Origin of the sequence: Allostigmatella hybrida (genome assembly GCF_020103775.1) — a bacterium.
Classification (GTDB): Bacteria; Myxococcota; Myxococcia; order Myxococcales; family Myxococcaceae; genus Hyalangium; species Hyalangium aurantiaca.
This window is the reverse complement of sequence record NZ_JAHXBH010000009.1, coordinates 173549-188573: the sequence shown is the minus strand read 5'-3', so window position 1 is coordinate 188573 and position 15025 is coordinate 173549. Positions and strand designations below refer to the sequence as shown.

Here is a 15025-nt window from a genome sequence, read left to right as displayed (position 1 = left end):
GCCCGCGGCGTCAGCCGAACCGGTGCTCCCGCTGCGTGTCCCGCATGAACAGGTAGACGAGCAGCGAGCACAGGATGCAGGCGGTGACGTACCAGAAGAACCACGTCTCATGGCCCTCCAGCTTCAGCCAGGTGCCCAGGTACTCGGCCGTTCCGCCGAACAGGGAGACCGTCAGCGCGTACGGCAGCCCCACGCCCAGGGCGCGGATGTTCGCCGGGAACAGCTCCGCCTTCACCACGGCGTTGATGGACGTGTAGCCCGAGACGATGACCAGCGCCCCCATCACCAGCAGGAACGCCGTGAACGCATCCCGCGTGCGCGTCAGCGCCGTCAGCAGGGGCACCGTGCACAGCGTGCCCATCACCCCGAACCACAGCAGCACCGGCTTGCGGCCCACCTGGTCGGACAGCAGGCCGAACACCGGCTGCAACAGCATGTAGAAGAACAGCGACGCCACCGAGATGAGCGTGGCCTGGTCCCGCGTGAGCCCCACCGAGTTCACCAGGAACTTCTGCATGTAGACGGTGTACGTGTAGAAGGCGAGGGTGCCGCCCAGGGTGAGCCCCACCACCAGGGCGATCTCCCGGGGGTGGCTCAGCAGCTCCCGCATGGGATTGCGCACCGGGTGCTTCGCCGCCTCCGCCTGGAACGCCTCCGTCTCCACCATGTTCCTGCGCATGTAGAAGCCGAAGACCGCCAGCGCCGCCCCGCACACGAACGGGATGCGCCACCCCCAGGCCTCGAGCTGCTCATGGGTGAGCACCAGGCGCTGGAGCAGCAGCAACGTCAGCGTGGCCAGCAACTGGCCCATGATGAGCGTGACGTATTGAAAGGAGCTGTAGAAGCCGCGGTGGCGTGAGGTGGCCACCTCGCTCAGGTACGTCGCGCTGGTGCCGTACTCCCCGCCCAGCGAGAGCCCCTGCAGCAGCCGCGCCAGCACCAGCACCCCCGGCGCCACCACGCCCACCTGCGCATAGGTGGGGCAGAGCGCGATGACGAGCGAGCCCAGGCACATCAACGTGACGGACAGCGTCAACGCGGCGCGTCGTCCCCGGAGGTCCGCGTAGAGCCCCATGGCCCACCCGCCCAGGGGGCGCACCAGGAAGCCCAGGGCGAACACCCCCGCGGTGTTGAGCTGCTCGACGATGGGGTTGCCGCTGGGGAAGAACGCCTTGGCGAAGTACAGCGAGAAGGCCGAGTAGATGTAGAAGTCGTACCACTCGATGAGGTTGCCCACCGAGCCGCCGAAGATGGAGCGCAGCCGCTGACGCACATCGGGCACCGCAAGGGCCATCATGCCGCCATGATGCCAGCCCTCGAACGGCGAAGGGCGGGAGTTTCCCCCCGCCCTCGCGCGTCCGCCTTGGACTGTCGGGAAGCCGCCTACGCGTGGGCGGTCTTCTCCTGGCCCAGGTTGATGTTCTGCTTGTTCAGGTAGCCCATGGCCTTGTCCTTGACCGTGGTGCGCAGGTCCACGCCCGGGCTGGGGGCCAGCAGGAGCGCCACCACGCTGCCCAGCGCGGCGCCAATCACGAACGCGCCCAGGCCGCCGATGCCCGTCGAGGCGGGCTTGTAGGTGGTGAGCCCCACCATGTGCAGCAGCTCATCCGGATCGAAGTCGTCCCACTTGTTCTTGGCGACACGCGGCACGTCGTTGATCAGCTTCTGCGCCAGCCACTTGCGGTAGACCCCGCTCTTCGCCAGCATCTTGGCCTTCTTCGTCGTGAACATGGGTGATCCCTCCAGGGCCTGACACATGCTGAGAGCACCGCGCCCCGCCGGTCATGCTCTCCGTTGTCTTTGGAAAATAGGGAGGGGGGCCGGGCGCGCCATCCCCTCCCACCGTCTTTCTGTCCAGGCAGGCAGACGGGCCCTGGGGCGTTGGCTTCCTGGCGACATTCCAGAGAGGGGGCAGCCAGCCGAGCGCCTTTCTGCTATGTGCCCCCAGCCATGTCCTACGACCAGAAGCTTCTCGAGAAGATCGCCGAAGTAGAGAAGGGCGGCGCGGAGAAGTACCACGCGAAGAACCGCGAGACGGGCAAGCTGTTCGCGCGCGAGCGCATCCGGCTGCTCGTGGACGCGGACTCCTTCGTCGAGGATGCGAAGCTCGCCAACAACGAGGACCCGGAGCTGCCCTCCGACGGGGTGATTACCGGCCTGGGCAAGGTGGCCGGCCGCCCCGTGGCCATCATGGCCAACGACTCCACCGTGAAGGCGGGCAGCTGGGGCGCCCGCACCGTGGAGAAGATCCTCCGCATCCAGGAGACGGCCCGCGCCATGCGCTGCCCGCTGTTCTACCTGGTGGACTCGGCTGGCGCGCGCATCACCGACCAGATCGAGATGTTCCCGGGCCGCCGGGGCGCCGGGCGCATCTTCTATAATGAGGTGCACCTGTCCGGGTACGTGCCCCAGGTGTGCCTGCTCTTCGGCCCCTCGGCGGCCGGTGGCGCCTACATCCCCGCCTTCTGTGACTTGGTCATCATGGTGGACGGCAACGCCTCCATGTACCTGGGCAGCCCGCGCATGGCGGAGATGGTCATCGGCGAGAAGGTGACGCTGGAGGAGATGGGCGGGGCGAAGATGCACTGCTCCGTGTCCGGGTGCGGCGACGTGCTGGTGAAGACGGAGCCGGAGGCCATCGAGGCCGCCAAGCAGTACCTCTCCTTCTTCCCGGAGAACTTCAGCCAGCTTCCGCCCCAGGTGGCGCCCAAGGCCCCCAAGGCGAGCGGCAAGCGGATGGAGGAGATCATCCCCGCGGACCAGAACAAGCCCTTCGACATGCACGCCCTCATCCAGGAGCTCATCGACGAGGGGAGCTGGTTCGAGGTGAAGAAGCTCTTCGCCCAGGAATTGATTACGGGCCTGGCGCGCATCGGCGGCCGGCCCGTGGGCATCATCGCCAACCAGCCCAAGTACAAGGGCGGGGTGCTCTTCGTGGACTCGGCGGACAAGGCCGCGCGCTTCATCTGGCTGTGCGATGCCTTCAACATCCCGCTGCTCTACCTGGCGGACGTGCCGGGGTTCATGATCGGCACCAAGGTGGAGCGCGCGGGCATCATCCGCTCCGGGGCGAAGATGATCTCCGCGGTGTCCGAGGCCAGCGTGCCGCGCATCTGCGTGGTGGTGCGCAAGGCGTACGGCGCGGGGCTTTACGCCATGTCCGGCCCGGGGTTCGCCCCCAGTGCCACCCTGGCGCTGCCCCAGGCGATGATCGCCGTCATGGGCCCGGAGGCGGCCGTCAACGCCGTGTACTTCAACAAGATCCAGGAGAAGCCCGAGGCCGAGCGCGCCGCCTACGTGCAGCAGCTCCGGGACGAGTACCGGGCGGACGTGGACATCGCCAAGCTGGCCAGCGAGCTGGTGGTGGACGAGGTGGTGCCGGGCGAGCGCCTGCGCCAGGAGCTGGACCGGCGCTTCGAGCTGTACGCCCGGAGCAACGCACCGCGGCAGGAAAAGAAGCACGGCGTTCACCCGGTCTGAGGCCCGGCGAGCGTCCGGCTGTTGACGCTTCTGCTTCCTGCCATCAGGAAGGCTCGAACACTCCGGGGTGTGAAAAGGGGAGGGGGCCCGTTAGGAACCCCCTCACCGGGGGCTCTCCTGCTATGAGATCCCTCTCAAAACCATGGACTTCGAACTTCCTGAAAGCCACCGCGCCCTCCGGGCTTCCCTCAAGGACTTCTGCGAGCGCCAGGTGAAGGCTCCGTCCCGCGAGTGGGACAAGAACGAGACGTTCCCCATGGAGGTGGTCCGGGAGCTGGGCCAGCTCGGCGTCTTGGGCATGCTGGTCTCCGAGGAGTACGGCGGGGCCGCGATGGACAGCCTGGCCGTGGCGGTCGCCGTCGAGGAGATCGCCCGCTATGACGGCTCGCTGGCGCTCACGGTCGCCTCGCACAACGGCCTGGGGACGAGCCACATCCGCGTCTTCGGCAACGAGGCGCAGAAGCGCAAGTACCTGCCCAAGCTGGCCACCGGCGAGTGGCTGGGCGCCTGGGGCCTGACCGAGCCCGGATCCGGCTCGGATGCCTCCGGCCTGAAGGCCACCGCGGTGCGCCACGGGGACGCGTGGGTGCTCAACGGCGCCAAGATGTTCATCACCCAGGGCACCGTGGGCGATGTCTTCGTGGTGCTGGCGCTCACCAGCCCCGAGAAGCGCCAGAAGGGCATCACCGCCTTCATCCTGGAGAAGGGGCTCAAGGGCTTCAGCCAGCGCCCCATCCACGGCAAGATGGGCATGCGCTCCTCGGACACGGCGGAGCTCATCCTGGAGGGCGTGGAAGTGCCCGACTCGGCCCGGCTGGGCGAGGTGGACCGGGGCTTCATCGACACGCTGAAGATTCTGGACAAGGGCCGCATCACCATCGGCGCGCTGGCGGTGGGGCTGGGCCGGGGCGCGCTGGAGGAGTCCCTGCGCTATGCCCGCGAGCGGACCGCTTTTGGCCAGCCCATCGCCGAGTTCCAGGGGCTGCGCTGGATGTTCGCGGACATGAAGACGGAGCTGGACGCGGCGCGGCTGCTCGTCCACCGCGCGGCCGTCATGGCCGACCAGGGCCAGCCGTACACCCAGGCGGCCTCCATGGCCAAGCTGTTCGCCTCCGAGGCGGCCACGCGCGCCTGCAACAAGGCCGTGCAGATTCACGGCGGCTACGGTTACACCCGCGAGTTCCCTGTGGAGCGCTACCTTCGCGACGCGAAGTTGTGCGAGATTGGCGAAGGGACCAGTGAGGTCCAGCGCAGCGTTATCGCCCGCGAGATCTTCAAGGGTTAATCCAGGATGGACACAGCCCAGCTCGAGAAGCTCGGACTGACGGTGGAGACCAGCGAGGACGGCGCCCGCGCGACGCTCACGCTGGAGCCTCAGGTGGCTCCGGAGAACCCGGTCACCCACCAGCGCCTCTCCCACGTCACCTTTCAAGTGGGGCCGGACCGGCTGACGCCCCTTGCGCCGCCGGCCGTGGCGGGCCTGCCCTCGTTGCCCTGGCGCTCGGTGGCCAGCGCCGGGGAGCTGGGCCTGCTCGTGCGGGAAGTTTTCGAGGAGCACCTGTTCCACGTCGAGCGCCGCTCCGCGCAGCTCAACGCCCTGGGGCTTCACCCGCAGGTGAACCCGGACACGCTGGAGCTGTCCGCCGAGCTGGTGTCCGGCGCCTTCACCTTCACCCTGGCGGCGGACCGGCAGGGCGGCTTCCGGGTGGGCCAGGTGCTGCGCCAGGGCACGCCGCTGGAGCACAGCGCCGTGCACCGCTTCGAGCTGTCCGAGTTCCGCGAGCGCGAGGTGCTCGCGGGCTACCTGGTGGCGCTCTTCGACGAGCCGCCCACCCGGGCCGCGCCGGCGCCCCTGGCCTCGCGGGGCCTGGTGCGCTTCGCGGAGCTGGCGGAGCACTTCGGGGCCCAGGCCATCGTGCCGCCCCGCAGCCACCTGGAGCTGCTCGTGCAGATGACCGTCAACGGCGAGTCCTACCGCTTCGCCGCGGCGCGGCTGGTGGGGCGCACCTTCCGGGGGCTGCTGGCGGGCTCGCGGGGCAAGGTGTGGGCGGAGCGTTTCGAATTGGATGACTTCCCCGGCATTGTCCAACTGGTGGCGGACCTCCTGAAGGTCCCCCCCGAGGCCGTGAAGCTCATCGGCCCGGACACGCCACAGGAGTGAGCTTGGCTACGGCGACTCAACTGTCCCAGAGGGTGCTCGCGGGGGATATCCGCGCCGCGTCGCGCCTGATGCGCAACATCGATGATGGCGTGCAGAGCGCCACGGCGGACTTGCAGGCCCTGTTTCCCCGGACGGGCCGCGCCTACATCATCGGAATCACGGGCTCGCCGGGGGCGGGCAAGTCCACGCTGACCGACCGGCTCATCGCCCGCTACCGCAAGCAGGGCAAGCGCGTGGGCGTGCTCGCGGTGGACCCGACGAGCCCCTTCACCGGCGGCGCCATCCTCGGCGACCGCATCCGCATGCAGGAGCACGCCACGGACCCGGGGGTCTTCATCCGCTCCCTGGCCACGCGCGGCAACCTGGGCGGCCTGTCGCGCGCCACCGGCGACTGCATCCGCGTCATGGACGCCATGGGCCAGGACATCGTCCTGGTGGAGACGGTGGGGGTGGGGCAGGACGAGATCGACATCGCCCAGATGGCGCACACCACCATCGTGGTGGCGGTGCCGGGCATGGGCGACGACGTGCAGGCCATCAAGGCGGGCATCCTCGAGGTGGCGGACCTGTTCGCGGTGAACAAGGCGGACCTGGACGGCGCCGACCGCATGGTGCGCGAGCTGCGGATGATGCTGGAGCTGCGCCACGCGGTGAAGGCGCCCGCCATGGACCACGACGCGCACCACCGGATGGTGCTCGCCAAGGCGCAGGGGCACCACGTGGAGGAGCCCCCATCCGCGCGCGAGTGGGAGCCGCCCATCCTCAAGGTGGTGGCCGCGCGCAACCAGGGCATCGATGAGCTGGTGGAGGCGGTGGAGCAGCACCGCCTCTTCCTGGACGAGACGGGCCAGCGCCGGGACCGGGAGCGGGCCCGGGCCGCCATGCAGTTCGTGGCCCTGCTTCGCGAGCGGCTCCTGCGCGGCGCGCTGGGGCGGCTGGAGCGGGAGCGGGGCCGCCTGGACGAGGTGGCCAGCCGCATCGCCGAGCGGCAGGCGGACCCCTACGCGCTCGCCGAGGAACTGGCGAGTCAGCTCTCGGAGTAGCGCGTGGACAAGCAGAACCTCCAAGAGCGCGTCCAGTCGCTGGAGCTCCGGCTCGGGGTGCCGTTTCTCCGCAAGGACCTGGGGCTCGCGGCGCTCACCCACAAGAGCTACTTCAACGAGCACCGGGACGCGGGGCTCCAGGACAACGAGCGGCTGGAGTTCCTGGGGGACGCGGTGGTGGACCTGGCCATCAGCCACCGGTTGATGGAGCGCTTCCCCCTGGCGGCCGAAGGGGAGCTGTCCAAGCTGCGCGCCCTCATCGTCAACGAGGAGGGGCTGGCGCGCATCGCCAAGCGGCTGGGGCTGGGGGCCATGCTCCTGCTGGGCCGGGGCGAGGAGATGACCGGGGGGCGGGAGAAGAACTCCCTGCTCGCCGACGCCCTGGAGGCCGTGATTGGCGCGGTGTTCCTGGGCGGGGGCATGGAGCCCGTCATGACGCTGGTGGATCAGCACTTCGCCGAGGCCCTGGACGGGGTGGCCCAGGGGCGCAGCGGCCTGGACTACAAGACGAAGCTCCAGGAGGACGCGCAGGTGCGGCTGAAGGTGCCCCCGCGCTACCGGGTGGTGGCCGAGGCGGGGCCGGACCACGAGAAGACCTTCGAGGTGGAGGTCTCCATCGGCTCGGAGCTGTACGCGCGCGCCACCGGCCGGAACAAGAAGGAAGCCGAGCAGGCAGCCGCCCGGGCCACCCTGGACATGCTTCGCAAGGACGACACCCCGAAGTGAAACCCCTTGGACGGGGGGAGGGGGGCGAGTAGGTTCTGAACCCATGTTCCGGATGCTCGCGACCGCCCTCCTGCTGACCGCTTCCCTCGCGGGAGCCCAGCCCGCTGCTGGCAAATGGACGAAGAAGGTCCAGGCCGGCAAGGATCTCTACGCCACGCTCAAGACGAGCCAGGGCGACATCACCGTCAAGCTCTTCTCCAAGGACGCGCCCAAGACGGTGGCGAACTTCGTGGGCCTGGCCACCGGCGAGAAGCCCTGGCGCGACCCGGCCACGGGGGACATGTCCAAGAAGCCCCTCTACAGCGGCACGGTGTTCCACCGCGTCATTCCGGACTTCATGATTCAGGGCGGGGACCCGCTGGGCTCCGGCCGGGGCGACCCGGGCTACCGCTTCGAGGACGAGTTCCAGAGCGGCCGCACCTTCGACAAGCCGGGCATCCTGGCCATGGCCAACGCGGGCCCCGGCACCAACGGCAGCCAGTTCTTCATCACCACCTCCACCCCGGCGCACCTGAACAACCGCCACACCATCTTCGGTGAGGTGGTGAAGGGCTACGAGGTGGTGGAGGCCATCTCCAACGTCCCCCGCGGCCCCGCGGACCGCCCGCAGACGCCCGTCACGCTCACCCAGATCGACTTGAGCGAGAAGCCCCCCAAGGGGCTCGTCCCCGCCGCCAAGGCCCCGGAGGCCGCGCCGAAGCCCGCGCCGAAGGCTTCCCCCAAGCCCTGAGGAGACGCCGGGGAGGACTGTGGGGTTCACCCCCCACCTCAACAATCGGCACACTGTCCTCGGCGAGGTGGTAAAGGGCTCTGAGGTGCCCGTTCAGGACATCCGTATCCGCAAGTTGACCATCTCCAGGGCTCCGCAGTCACTCGCCCGCCGGGAAGGCGGGCAGGGGAGCCTCAGTCGCCGCAGTCCCACGGGGCCTCCCGAGAGGGCGGTCCCCAGATCATCTCCAGACCGATGGCCTCGAACACCTACCGCAGCGGCTTTGCCGCGCTCATTGGCCGCCCCAACGTGGGCAAGAGCACGCTGATCAACCAATTGACGGGCGAGAAGATCGCCATCGTCTCGCCCAAGCCCCAGACCACCCGCAACCGCATCCTGGGCGTGGTGACGCGCCCGGAGGGCCAGGTGGCCTTCATCGACACGCCGGGCATCCACCAGGCCAAGGGCGAGCTCAACCGCTACATGGTGGAGACCGCCCTCCAGGCGGCCGAGGAAGTGGACCTGGTCCTCTTCGTCGTGGAAATCCCCGGCGGGGAGAAGCTGGAGGTGGGCCCCGGCAACCGGACCATCCTCGAGCGGCTGCAGAAGATGGGCAAGCCGACCTTCCTGGTCATCAACAAGATCGACACGCTGCCCAAGGCGCTCATCCTCCCGCTCATCGACATGTACCGCACCGAGTTCCCCTTCGCGGAGGTGGTGCCCATCTCCGCCCGGGAGGGGGACGGGGTGGACCGGCTCTTCCAGGTGGTGCTGCAGCACCTGCCCGAGGGCGAGCGCATCTTCGACGAGGACATGCTCACCGATCAGCAGGAGCGCATGCTGGTCTCCGAGTACATCCGCGAGCAGGTGCTCCGGCACTGCCGGCAGGAAATCCCGTACTCCACCGCGGTGCTGGTGGAGGTGTTCGACGAGTCCGAGCGCGAGCCGCGGCCGGATTCGCCGCCCGGGCCGCTCGCGGGGCTCATCCGCATCGCCGCCTCCATCTACGTGGAGCGCGACAGCCAGAAGGCCATCATCATCGGCAAGCAGGGCCAGATGCTGAAGACCATCGGCACCGATGCGCGCAAGGCCATCCAGCGGCTGCTGGGTGCGCACGTCTATCTCTCGCTCCGGGTCCGGGTGGAGCCTCGCTGGAGCGAGCGCCCCGAAGGGCTCAAGAAGCTGGGTTACGAGTAATGAAACCGCTGGTCGCCATCGTCGGTCGCCCCAACGTGGGCAAGTCCACGCTGTTCAACCGGCTCGCCGGGCGGAGGCTCGCGCTCGTCGAGGACGAGCCCGGCGTGACGCGGGATCGCCACTACGCGGACGCGCAGTGGGGGGACCGCACCTTCACCCTCATCGACACGGGCGGCTTCGTCCCGGGCGAGAAGGACTCGCTGCTCAAGCAGGTGCGCGAGCAGGCGCAGCTGGCCGTGGAGGAGTGTGACGTCATCCTCTTCGTCACCGACGGGCGCGCGGGGCTCACCGCCGCGGACGAGGCGGTGGCGGAGCTGTTGCGCAAGAGCGGCAAGCCCGTGCTGGTGGCCGCCAACAAGCTCGACAGCGGCTCGGATGCCATGCAGGCGCTCTCGGCGGAGTTCTTCCGGATGGGGCTGGGCGAGGTGATGCCCCTGTCGGCCGAGCACGCCCTGGGCGTGCCCCAGCTCGTGGAGGCGGTGCTGGACCGGCTCCCCCCGAAGCAGGAGGGCGAGGACGCCGAGGTGCTCCCCGAGGACGGCACCCTCCGGGTGGCCATCATCGGCCGGCCCAACGTGGGCAAGAGCACCATGGTGAACGCCATCCTCAAGGAGAAGCGGGTGGTGGCCAGCGAGGTGCCGGGCACCACGAGAGACCCGATCGACTCGGCGCTCACCTACAAGGGCCACAAGCTCATCCTCACGGACACGGCGGGCATCCGGCGCAAGCGCTCCATCGCGCACCGGGTGGAGCAGTTCTCCGTGGTGTCGGCGCTCAAGGTGATGGACCGCAGCGACGTGGCGGTGCTCATCATGGACGCCACCGAGCCCGCGGTGGACCAGGACGCGAAGCTGGCGGGCCTGGCCGAGGACAAGGGCCGGGCGCTCGTCATCGTGGTGAACAAGTGGGATCTCATCGGCACGGACCAGCGCCGGCAGGAGGCCTACCGCGAGGCGCTCAAGCACTCGCTGAAGTTCGTGGGCTATGCGCCCATCATCTTCACCTCGGCGCTGACGGGCTCCAAGGTGGAGAAGGTGGTGGACATCGCCGTGGAGCTGGCCGAGCAGTTCCGGTACCGGGCGCCCACCCCGCAGCTCAACCGGCTGCTGGAGCACATGGTGGACTCGAACCCGGCCCCCATCGTCGCCGGCAAGCCCCTGCGCCTGTACTACATCGCCCAGGTGGCCACGGCGCCGCCCACCTTTGCCCTCACGTGCAACAACCCCGAGCGCGTGCCGGACATGTACAAGCGGTACATCACCAACCAGCTTCGCAAGACGTTCGACTTGCGGGTTCCCCTGCGGCTGCTCTTCCGGGCGCGGCCGGGCCAGGCCAAGCGGGAGTCCCGCAAGAAGCCCCACCTGAAGGGCAAGGGCAAGAAGAGCTGAGTGTTCGCGTTGACACCCCCGGCGGGCGCTCCGTAGATTGCGCCGCCTTTCGCCCCAGAGAAGAAGAGGTTCAGCGACGTGGCCAAGCCCGAGAAGATTCCTCCCGAGGAGCCCAAGCAGGAGCTCAAGCAGCCGGACGCTTTCCAGCGTGTGGGGGCCGAAGCCGAGGACTGGCTGGTCCAGCGTCAGCGGATCGTCGTCATCGCCGTGGGCGTGCTGTTGGTGGGCGGCCTGGGCGCGGCCCTGTTCAGCTACACCTCCGCGCGCGGCGAGGCGAAGGCGGCCCAGGCGCTGGGCGCGGCGCTCGCGGTGCTCGACCGGCCGGTGGTCCCGGCCTCCGAGGGCGAGCAGCCGCCCGTGGCTCCCGGAGAGCCTGCCCCCTTCAAGACCGCCCAGGAGCAGGATGACGCGCTGGTGAAGGCCCTGACGGCGTTCCGCGCCGAGCACTCGGGCACCCGCGCCGCGGCGGCCGCGGCCCTGCCGCTGGGCAAGGCCGAGTACCGCCTGGGCAACCACGACGGGGCGGTCGCCGCCTTCGGCGAGTTCCTCAAGGGCGCGGCGCAGAATGACCCGCTGCGCGCCTCGGCGTTCGAGGGCCAGGGCTACGCCTACGAGGCGCAGCAGAAGTATGAGCCGGCGCTCGCGGCGTTCGACGAGATGGCGAAGCTGAACTCGGGCGGGTTCCTGGCCGGCATGGGCCAGTACCACCGGGCGCGCATCCTCATCCTCCAGGGCAAGAAGGACGAGGCGGCGGCGGTGCTGGCGAAGATTCCCACCGAGCACGCGGCCTCGTCCGCGGCGCGGCTGTCCACCGAGCGGCTGGCCCTGCTGGCGGCCGAGGGCGTCAAGGTGCCCACCCCGGCGGCGCCCGCTGACTCCGCGCAGGATGCGGGATAGACCCTCGGCAATGATGAAGCGGCGTGCGTGGAAGCGTTGGATCGGGGCCGCGGCGGCCGTGGGTTTGCTCGGCGCGTGCAGCTCCGTTCCGTTGTATGGCAACCCGGTGACGTCCAGTCCCCGCCAGGCGCCCTCGAAGTTCTTCGAGGTGGCCTGGTGGACCCCGCTCGTCGAGCCGATCGCCCTGGAGTATGGCCCGCGCGAGCTGGCCAGCCCGGCGGTGGATCCGGACTCCGGGCGCGTCATTACGTTGACCCGGGATGGCGTCATCCGGTGCGTGGCCCCCGGCGGGACGCTGGAGTGGAGCTACAAGACGGGCAACCGCTTCTCGGCGGGCGCGGCGGTGCACGAGGGCATCGCCTATGTCCCCGCGGGGGACGGTTTCCTGTACGCGCTGGATGTGCGCACCGGGAAGCTCAAGTGGAAATACGAGGCCGGTGAGGCGCTCGCGACGACCCCGGTGGTCGCCGGGACGCTGGTGCTGGTGGCCTCCGAGAGCGACACGCTGTTCGCGGTGAAGGCGGACACGGGCACCTGGGCCTGGCAGTACCGGCGGGACACGCCCACCGGCTTCACCATTCACGGCGCGGGCTCCCCGCTGGTGAAGGACGGCACCGTGTACCTGGGCTTCTCGGACGGGTACCTCGTGGCGCTCGACGTGGAGGCAGGCACCGGCAAGTGGGAGAAGGCGCTGTCCTCGGGCGCCACCCAGTTCCTGGACGTGGACTCCACGCCCGTCATCAACGATGCGGGCCGGCTCTATGTCACGTCCTACCAGGGCGGGCTGTACGCGCTGGACGCCGAGACGGGCGATGTGGAGTGGAACTACGCGGTGAGCGGCCTGACGTCGGTGATGGCGGCCGGCGAGGTGGTCATCGCCAGCGGGGATGGCCGGCTGGATGCCTACCTGAGCGACAACGGCCGGCTGCTCTGGTCCATGAGCCTGGGCGACCGGGCGGGACGCTCGCCGGTGCTGGCGCGCGGGATGATTCTCCTGGCCAACCAGCGGGCGCTGCTGTTCGTGGATCCGCGCACGGGCAAGTCCCGCATGGAATGGAACCCGGGCGATGGCATCAGCGCGCCGCCCCGGGTGATGGGCTCCAACGCCTACGTCCTGTCGAACAACGGCTACCTCTATGCGCTGCACCTGCGCGGGGGCGGCGGTTGACGGGGAGGGTGGCTCGCACGGTCCGGGTGGTGGCGGCGCTGCTGCCGCACCCGGAGGACGGCTCCCGGTTCCTCGTGCAGCAACGGCTCCCGGGCGGCAGCCGGGCCCTGCTCTGGGAGTTTCCCGGCGGCAAGGTCGAGCCCGGGGAGACGGACGAGGCGGCCCTGGCCCGCGAGTGCCGCGAGGAACTGGACGTGGCGCTGGAGGTGGGCCGGCGGCTGTGGGAGGGCCGGCACACGTACCCGGATCTCACGGTGGAGCTGGTGCTGTACGCCACCCGGCTCGTGTCCGGTGAGCCCAAGCCGCTGGGCGCCCACGCGCTGCGGTTCCTGACGCCCGCGGAGATGGGGGCGCTGCCGTTCTGCGAGGCGGACATCCCGCTGCTGGAGGACCTGGTGGCCGGGAGGATGGGGACCCTGGGGTGATGCTCGCTCGGACGTTCCAGCTCATTCCGGGGGTCGGGCCGTTCCGCGAGAAGGAGCTGTGGGCCGACGGCATCCGGACCTGGGACGACTTCCCGGCCGCGGGCACCGGCGTCGCCATCAGCAAGAAGACGGACGAGGTGGCGCGCGAGTACCTTCTCCGGGCCCGCGAGGCGCTGGAGCGAAAGGATTTGCGGACGCTGGCGCAGCTCCTCCCATCCCGGGAGCACTGGCGGCTGTACCCGGAGTTCGCCGGGGACGCGGTCTACTTCGACATCGAGACGGACGGCAGCCAGACGCAGGTGCCCACGGTGGTCTGCCTGTTCGACAGCGTGGGCCTGCACGTCTTCATCCAGGGCCGGAACATGGACGCGCTGCCCGAGGCGCTCGCGGCGCGGCGGCTGTGGGTGACGTTCAACGGCACCGTCTTCGATGCGCCCGTGCTGCGGAACTACTTTGGCGCCGAGCATTTCCCGAGCCCCGAGGCGCACATCGATCTGCGCTTCGTGACGCGGCGCCTGGGCATGGGCGGCGGGCTGAAGGACATCGAGGACAAGCTGGGCTTCGGCCGGCCGCCGCACCTCAAGGGCGTGAACGGCTGGGACGCGGTGCTGCTGTGGCGTGCGTACCAGGCCCGGGCGGACGTGGAGGCCCTGCGGTTCCTCGTGGAGTACAACCTCTACGACGCGTTCCAGCTCCGCACGCTGATGGACATGGCCTACAACCGGGGCGCGGACGACCTGAACCAGGACGTGCCCCGGCTGCCGGTGTTCCACCGGGGGGACGTGCTGTACGACGTCAGCAAGATCATCCTGGAGCTGGGGCCGTCCGAGCGGGACTTGCAGACGCTCGAGCGGGTGCGCCGCCAGGACCGCGATTTGCGCGACGGGTGACCGGGGCTGTTCACTTCCGGGTCCTGGGAATCCCGCCAGGAGCCGGGGGTTCCGGCACTCAGCGAGGATTCACCATCGGGAAACGCAGTGCGGGAGGTCCCATGAGCGAGCAGTCCTTTTCCGGAGGTCCACCAGAGACCTCCGGTGGCGAGCCCCCCCGGCCGGGTTCCGCCCGGGCCCGCATCGTGGGGGCCTTGCTGGCGTTCGGGGCCTTGGTGGGCATCGGTGCCGGCGCGTGGCATGTGCTGCGGCAGGCGCCGGCAGCGCCTCCGGAGGTTCCCGCAGCTCCCGGGCCGGCATCCGGCCAGGCGGACGCGGGGGCGGCTCCCTTGGCGCCGCCGCCCTCGGTTCAGGAAGGCGATTCCCGGGTCCGCCAGAACATGACGGCGCTGTCCTCGGATCCCGAATTCGCGAAGTGGCTGGGCGTGGAGGGACTGCTGCAGCGGTTCACGACGGCGGTGAGCAACATCTCGGACGGTGAAAGCCCACGCATGGTGCTGTCCTTCATGGGGCCCACGGAGGGCTTCCAGGTCGTGGAGGACGAGGGAAAGACGACCATCAATCCGAGCAGCTACGAGCGGTACGATCCGGTGGCCCGGGTGATTGGCTCGCTGGACGTGCAGAATTCGGTGGCCGCCTGGAAGGAACTCAAGCCGCTGGCGGACCGGGTCTACGTGGAGATCGCGCCGCCGGGACGTTCCTTCGAGCAGACCCTGGCCCAGGCGATTCAGCACCTGTTGGATGTGCCGGTGCCTCCGGACGACGTGGAAGTCACCGGACGGGGGGCCATTTACGTGTACGCGGATCCGCAGCTGGAGGGGCTGAGCCGCGCCCAGAAGCATTTGCTGCGGATGGGGCCCCGGAACATGCAGCTCGTCCAGAACCGGCTCCGGGAGCTCCAGGGCGCCTTGGAATTGCCCATGGGCGGGAACTGAGCCGAA

15 protein-coding genes are annotated in these 15025 nt (G+C 69.5%); 13 read left to right on the top strand and 2 right to left on the bottom strand.

From position 1 onward, the window contains the following. Positions 1 to 10: 10 nt before the first annotated feature. Together KY661_RS17585 and KY661_RS17580 are read right to left on the bottom strand one after the other, a co-directional pair. The gene (locus KY661_RS17585) at positions 11 to 1297 is read right to left on the bottom strand and encodes an MFS transporter (RefSeq protein WP_225411290.1); all 1287 of its coding nucleotides are present in this window, start codon (positions 1295 to 1297) and stop codon (positions 11 to 13) included. A gap of 86 nt (positions 1298 to 1383) precedes the next feature. Then, on the bottom strand, positions 1384 to 1731 hold the full coding sequence (locus tag KY661_RS17580) for a YtxH domain-containing protein (protein ID WP_075005463.1): 348 nt from the start codon (positions 1729 to 1731) through the stop codon (positions 1384 to 1386). Positions 1732 to 1950: 219 nt separating this feature from the next. Here KY661_RS17580 and KY661_RS17575 point away from each other — a divergent pair, with 219 nt between their 5' ends. From KY661_RS17575 to KY661_RS17515, 13 genes are all read left to right on the top strand, one after another. Beyond that, positions 1951 to 3480 carry an acyl-CoA carboxylase subunit beta gene (locus KY661_RS17575; RefSeq protein ID WP_225411289.1) on the top strand — a complete coding sequence of 510 codons (1530 nt, stop codon included), beginning with the start codon at positions 1951 to 1953 and terminating at the stop codon, positions 3478 to 3480. A gap of 142 nt (positions 3481 to 3622) precedes the next feature. Next, positions 3623 to 4765 (top strand): acyl-CoA dehydrogenase family protein, encoded by a 1143-nt coding sequence (locus KY661_RS17570; protein ID WP_225411288.1) that lies wholly within the window; start codon positions 3623 to 3625, stop codon positions 4763 to 4765. A gap of 6 nt (positions 4766 to 4771) precedes the next feature. Further along, positions 4772 to 5641 carry a hypothetical protein gene (locus KY661_RS17565; protein WP_225411287.1) on the top strand — a complete coding sequence of 290 codons (870 nt, stop codon included), beginning with the start codon at positions 4772 to 4774 and terminating at the stop codon, positions 5639 to 5641. Positions 5642 to 5643: 2 nt separating this feature from the next. Next, positions 5644 to 6684 carry a methylmalonyl Co-A mutase-associated GTPase MeaB gene (gene meaB, locus KY661_RS17560; protein ID WP_083423053.1) on the top strand — a complete coding sequence of 347 codons (1041 nt, stop codon included), beginning with the start codon at positions 5644 to 5646 and terminating at the stop codon, positions 6682 to 6684. A gap of 3 nt (positions 6685 to 6687) precedes the next feature. Next, the gene (gene rnc, locus KY661_RS17555) at positions 6688 to 7410 is read left to right on the top strand and encodes a ribonuclease III (RefSeq protein WP_225411286.1); all 723 of its coding nucleotides are present in this window, start codon (positions 6688 to 6690) and stop codon (positions 7408 to 7410) included. 43 nt (positions 7411 to 7453) lie between these two features. Next, positions 7454 to 8140 (top strand): peptidylprolyl isomerase, encoded by a 687-nt coding sequence (locus KY661_RS17550; protein WP_075005458.1) that lies wholly within the window; start codon positions 7454 to 7456, stop codon positions 8138 to 8140. Positions 8141 to 8374: 234 nt separating this feature from the next. Then, positions 8375 to 9316: a GTPase Era gene (era, locus tag KY661_RS17545; RefSeq protein ID WP_225411285.1), complete on the top strand. Its 942-nt coding sequence runs from the start codon at positions 8375 to 8377 to the stop codon at positions 9314 to 9316. Then, on the top strand, positions 9316 to 10704 hold the full coding sequence (gene der, locus KY661_RS17540; protein ID WP_225411284.1) for a ribosome biogenesis GTPase Der: 1389 nt from the start codon (positions 9316 to 9318) through the stop codon (positions 10702 to 10704). The genes era and der overlap by 1 nt, the downstream gene beginning before the upstream one ends. A 78-nt stretch (positions 10705 to 10782) precedes the next feature. Further along, complete coding sequence (locus tag KY661_RS17535) at positions 10783 to 11601, top strand: tetratricopeptide repeat protein (RefSeq protein ID WP_225411283.1); 819 nt, start codon at positions 10783 to 10785, stop codon at positions 11599 to 11601. A 13-nt stretch (positions 11602 to 11614) separates the two neighbouring features. Beyond that, a complete protein-coding gene (locus KY661_RS17530) occupies positions 11615 to 12769 on the top strand; it encodes an outer membrane protein assembly factor BamB family protein (protein WP_225411335.1) in 1155 nt (384 codons plus the stop codon). An 8-nt stretch (positions 12770 to 12777) separates the two neighbouring features. After that, positions 12778 to 13194 carry a (deoxy)nucleoside triphosphate pyrophosphohydrolase gene (locus KY661_RS17525; RefSeq protein ID WP_317987274.1) on the top strand — a complete coding sequence of 139 codons (417 nt, stop codon included), beginning with the start codon at positions 12778 to 12780 and terminating at the stop codon, positions 13192 to 13194. Next, positions 13194 to 14084, top strand: a complete 891-nt coding sequence (locus KY661_RS17520) for a ribonuclease H-like domain-containing protein (protein WP_225411282.1) — start codon at positions 13194 to 13196, stop codon at positions 14082 to 14084. The genes KY661_RS17525 and KY661_RS17520 overlap by 1 nt, the downstream gene beginning before the upstream one ends. Positions 14085 to 14185: 101 nt before the next feature. Further along, entirely contained in the window at positions 14186 to 15019 is an 834-nt protein-coding gene (locus KY661_RS17515) for a DUF3014 domain-containing protein (protein WP_225411281.1), read from the top strand. The last annotated feature ends 6 nt before the right edge of the window (positions 15020 to 15025 follow it).

Excerpts from the sequence above, each read along its gene's own strand:
- KY661_RS17585 (WP_225411290.1), bottom strand. The coding sequence starts at position 1,297 with ATGATGGCCCTTGCGGTGCCCGATGTGCGTCAGCGGCTGCGCTCCATC.
- KY661_RS17580 (WP_075005463.1), bottom strand. The coding sequence starts at position 1,731 with ATGTTCACGACGAAGAAGGCCAAGATGCTGGCGAAGAGCGGGGTCTAC.
- KY661_RS17575 (WP_225411289.1), top strand. The coding sequence starts at position 1,951 with ATGTCCTACGACCAGAAGCTTCTCGAGAAGATCGCCGAAGTAGAGAAG.
- KY661_RS17570 (WP_225411288.1), top strand. The coding sequence starts at position 3,623 with ATGGACTTCGAACTTCCTGAAAGCCACCGCGCCCTCCGGGCTTCCCTC.
- KY661_RS17565 (WP_225411287.1), top strand. The coding sequence starts at position 4,772 with ATGGACACAGCCCAGCTCGAGAAGCTCGGACTGACGGTGGAGACCAGC.
- KY661_RS17550 (WP_075005458.1), top strand. The coding sequence starts at position 7,454 with ATGTTCCGGATGCTCGCGACCGCCCTCCTGCTGACCGCTTCCCTCGCG.
- era (WP_225411285.1), top strand. The coding sequence starts at position 8,375 with ATGGCCTCGAACACCTACCGCAGCGGCTTTGCCGCGCTCATTGGCCGC.
- der (WP_225411284.1), top strand. The coding sequence starts at position 9,316 with ATGAAACCGCTGGTCGCCATCGTCGGTCGCCCCAACGTGGGCAAGTCC.
- KY661_RS17530 (WP_225411335.1), top strand. The coding sequence starts at position 11,615 with ATGAAGCGGCGTGCGTGGAAGCGTTGGATCGGGGCCGCGGCGGCCGTG.
- KY661_RS17520 (WP_225411282.1), top strand. The coding sequence starts at position 13,194 with ATGCTCGCTCGGACGTTCCAGCTCATTCCGGGGGTCGGGCCGTTCCGC.
- KY661_RS17515 (WP_225411281.1), top strand. The coding sequence starts at position 14,186 with ATGAGCGAGCAGTCCTTTTCCGGAGGTCCACCAGAGACCTCCGGTGGC.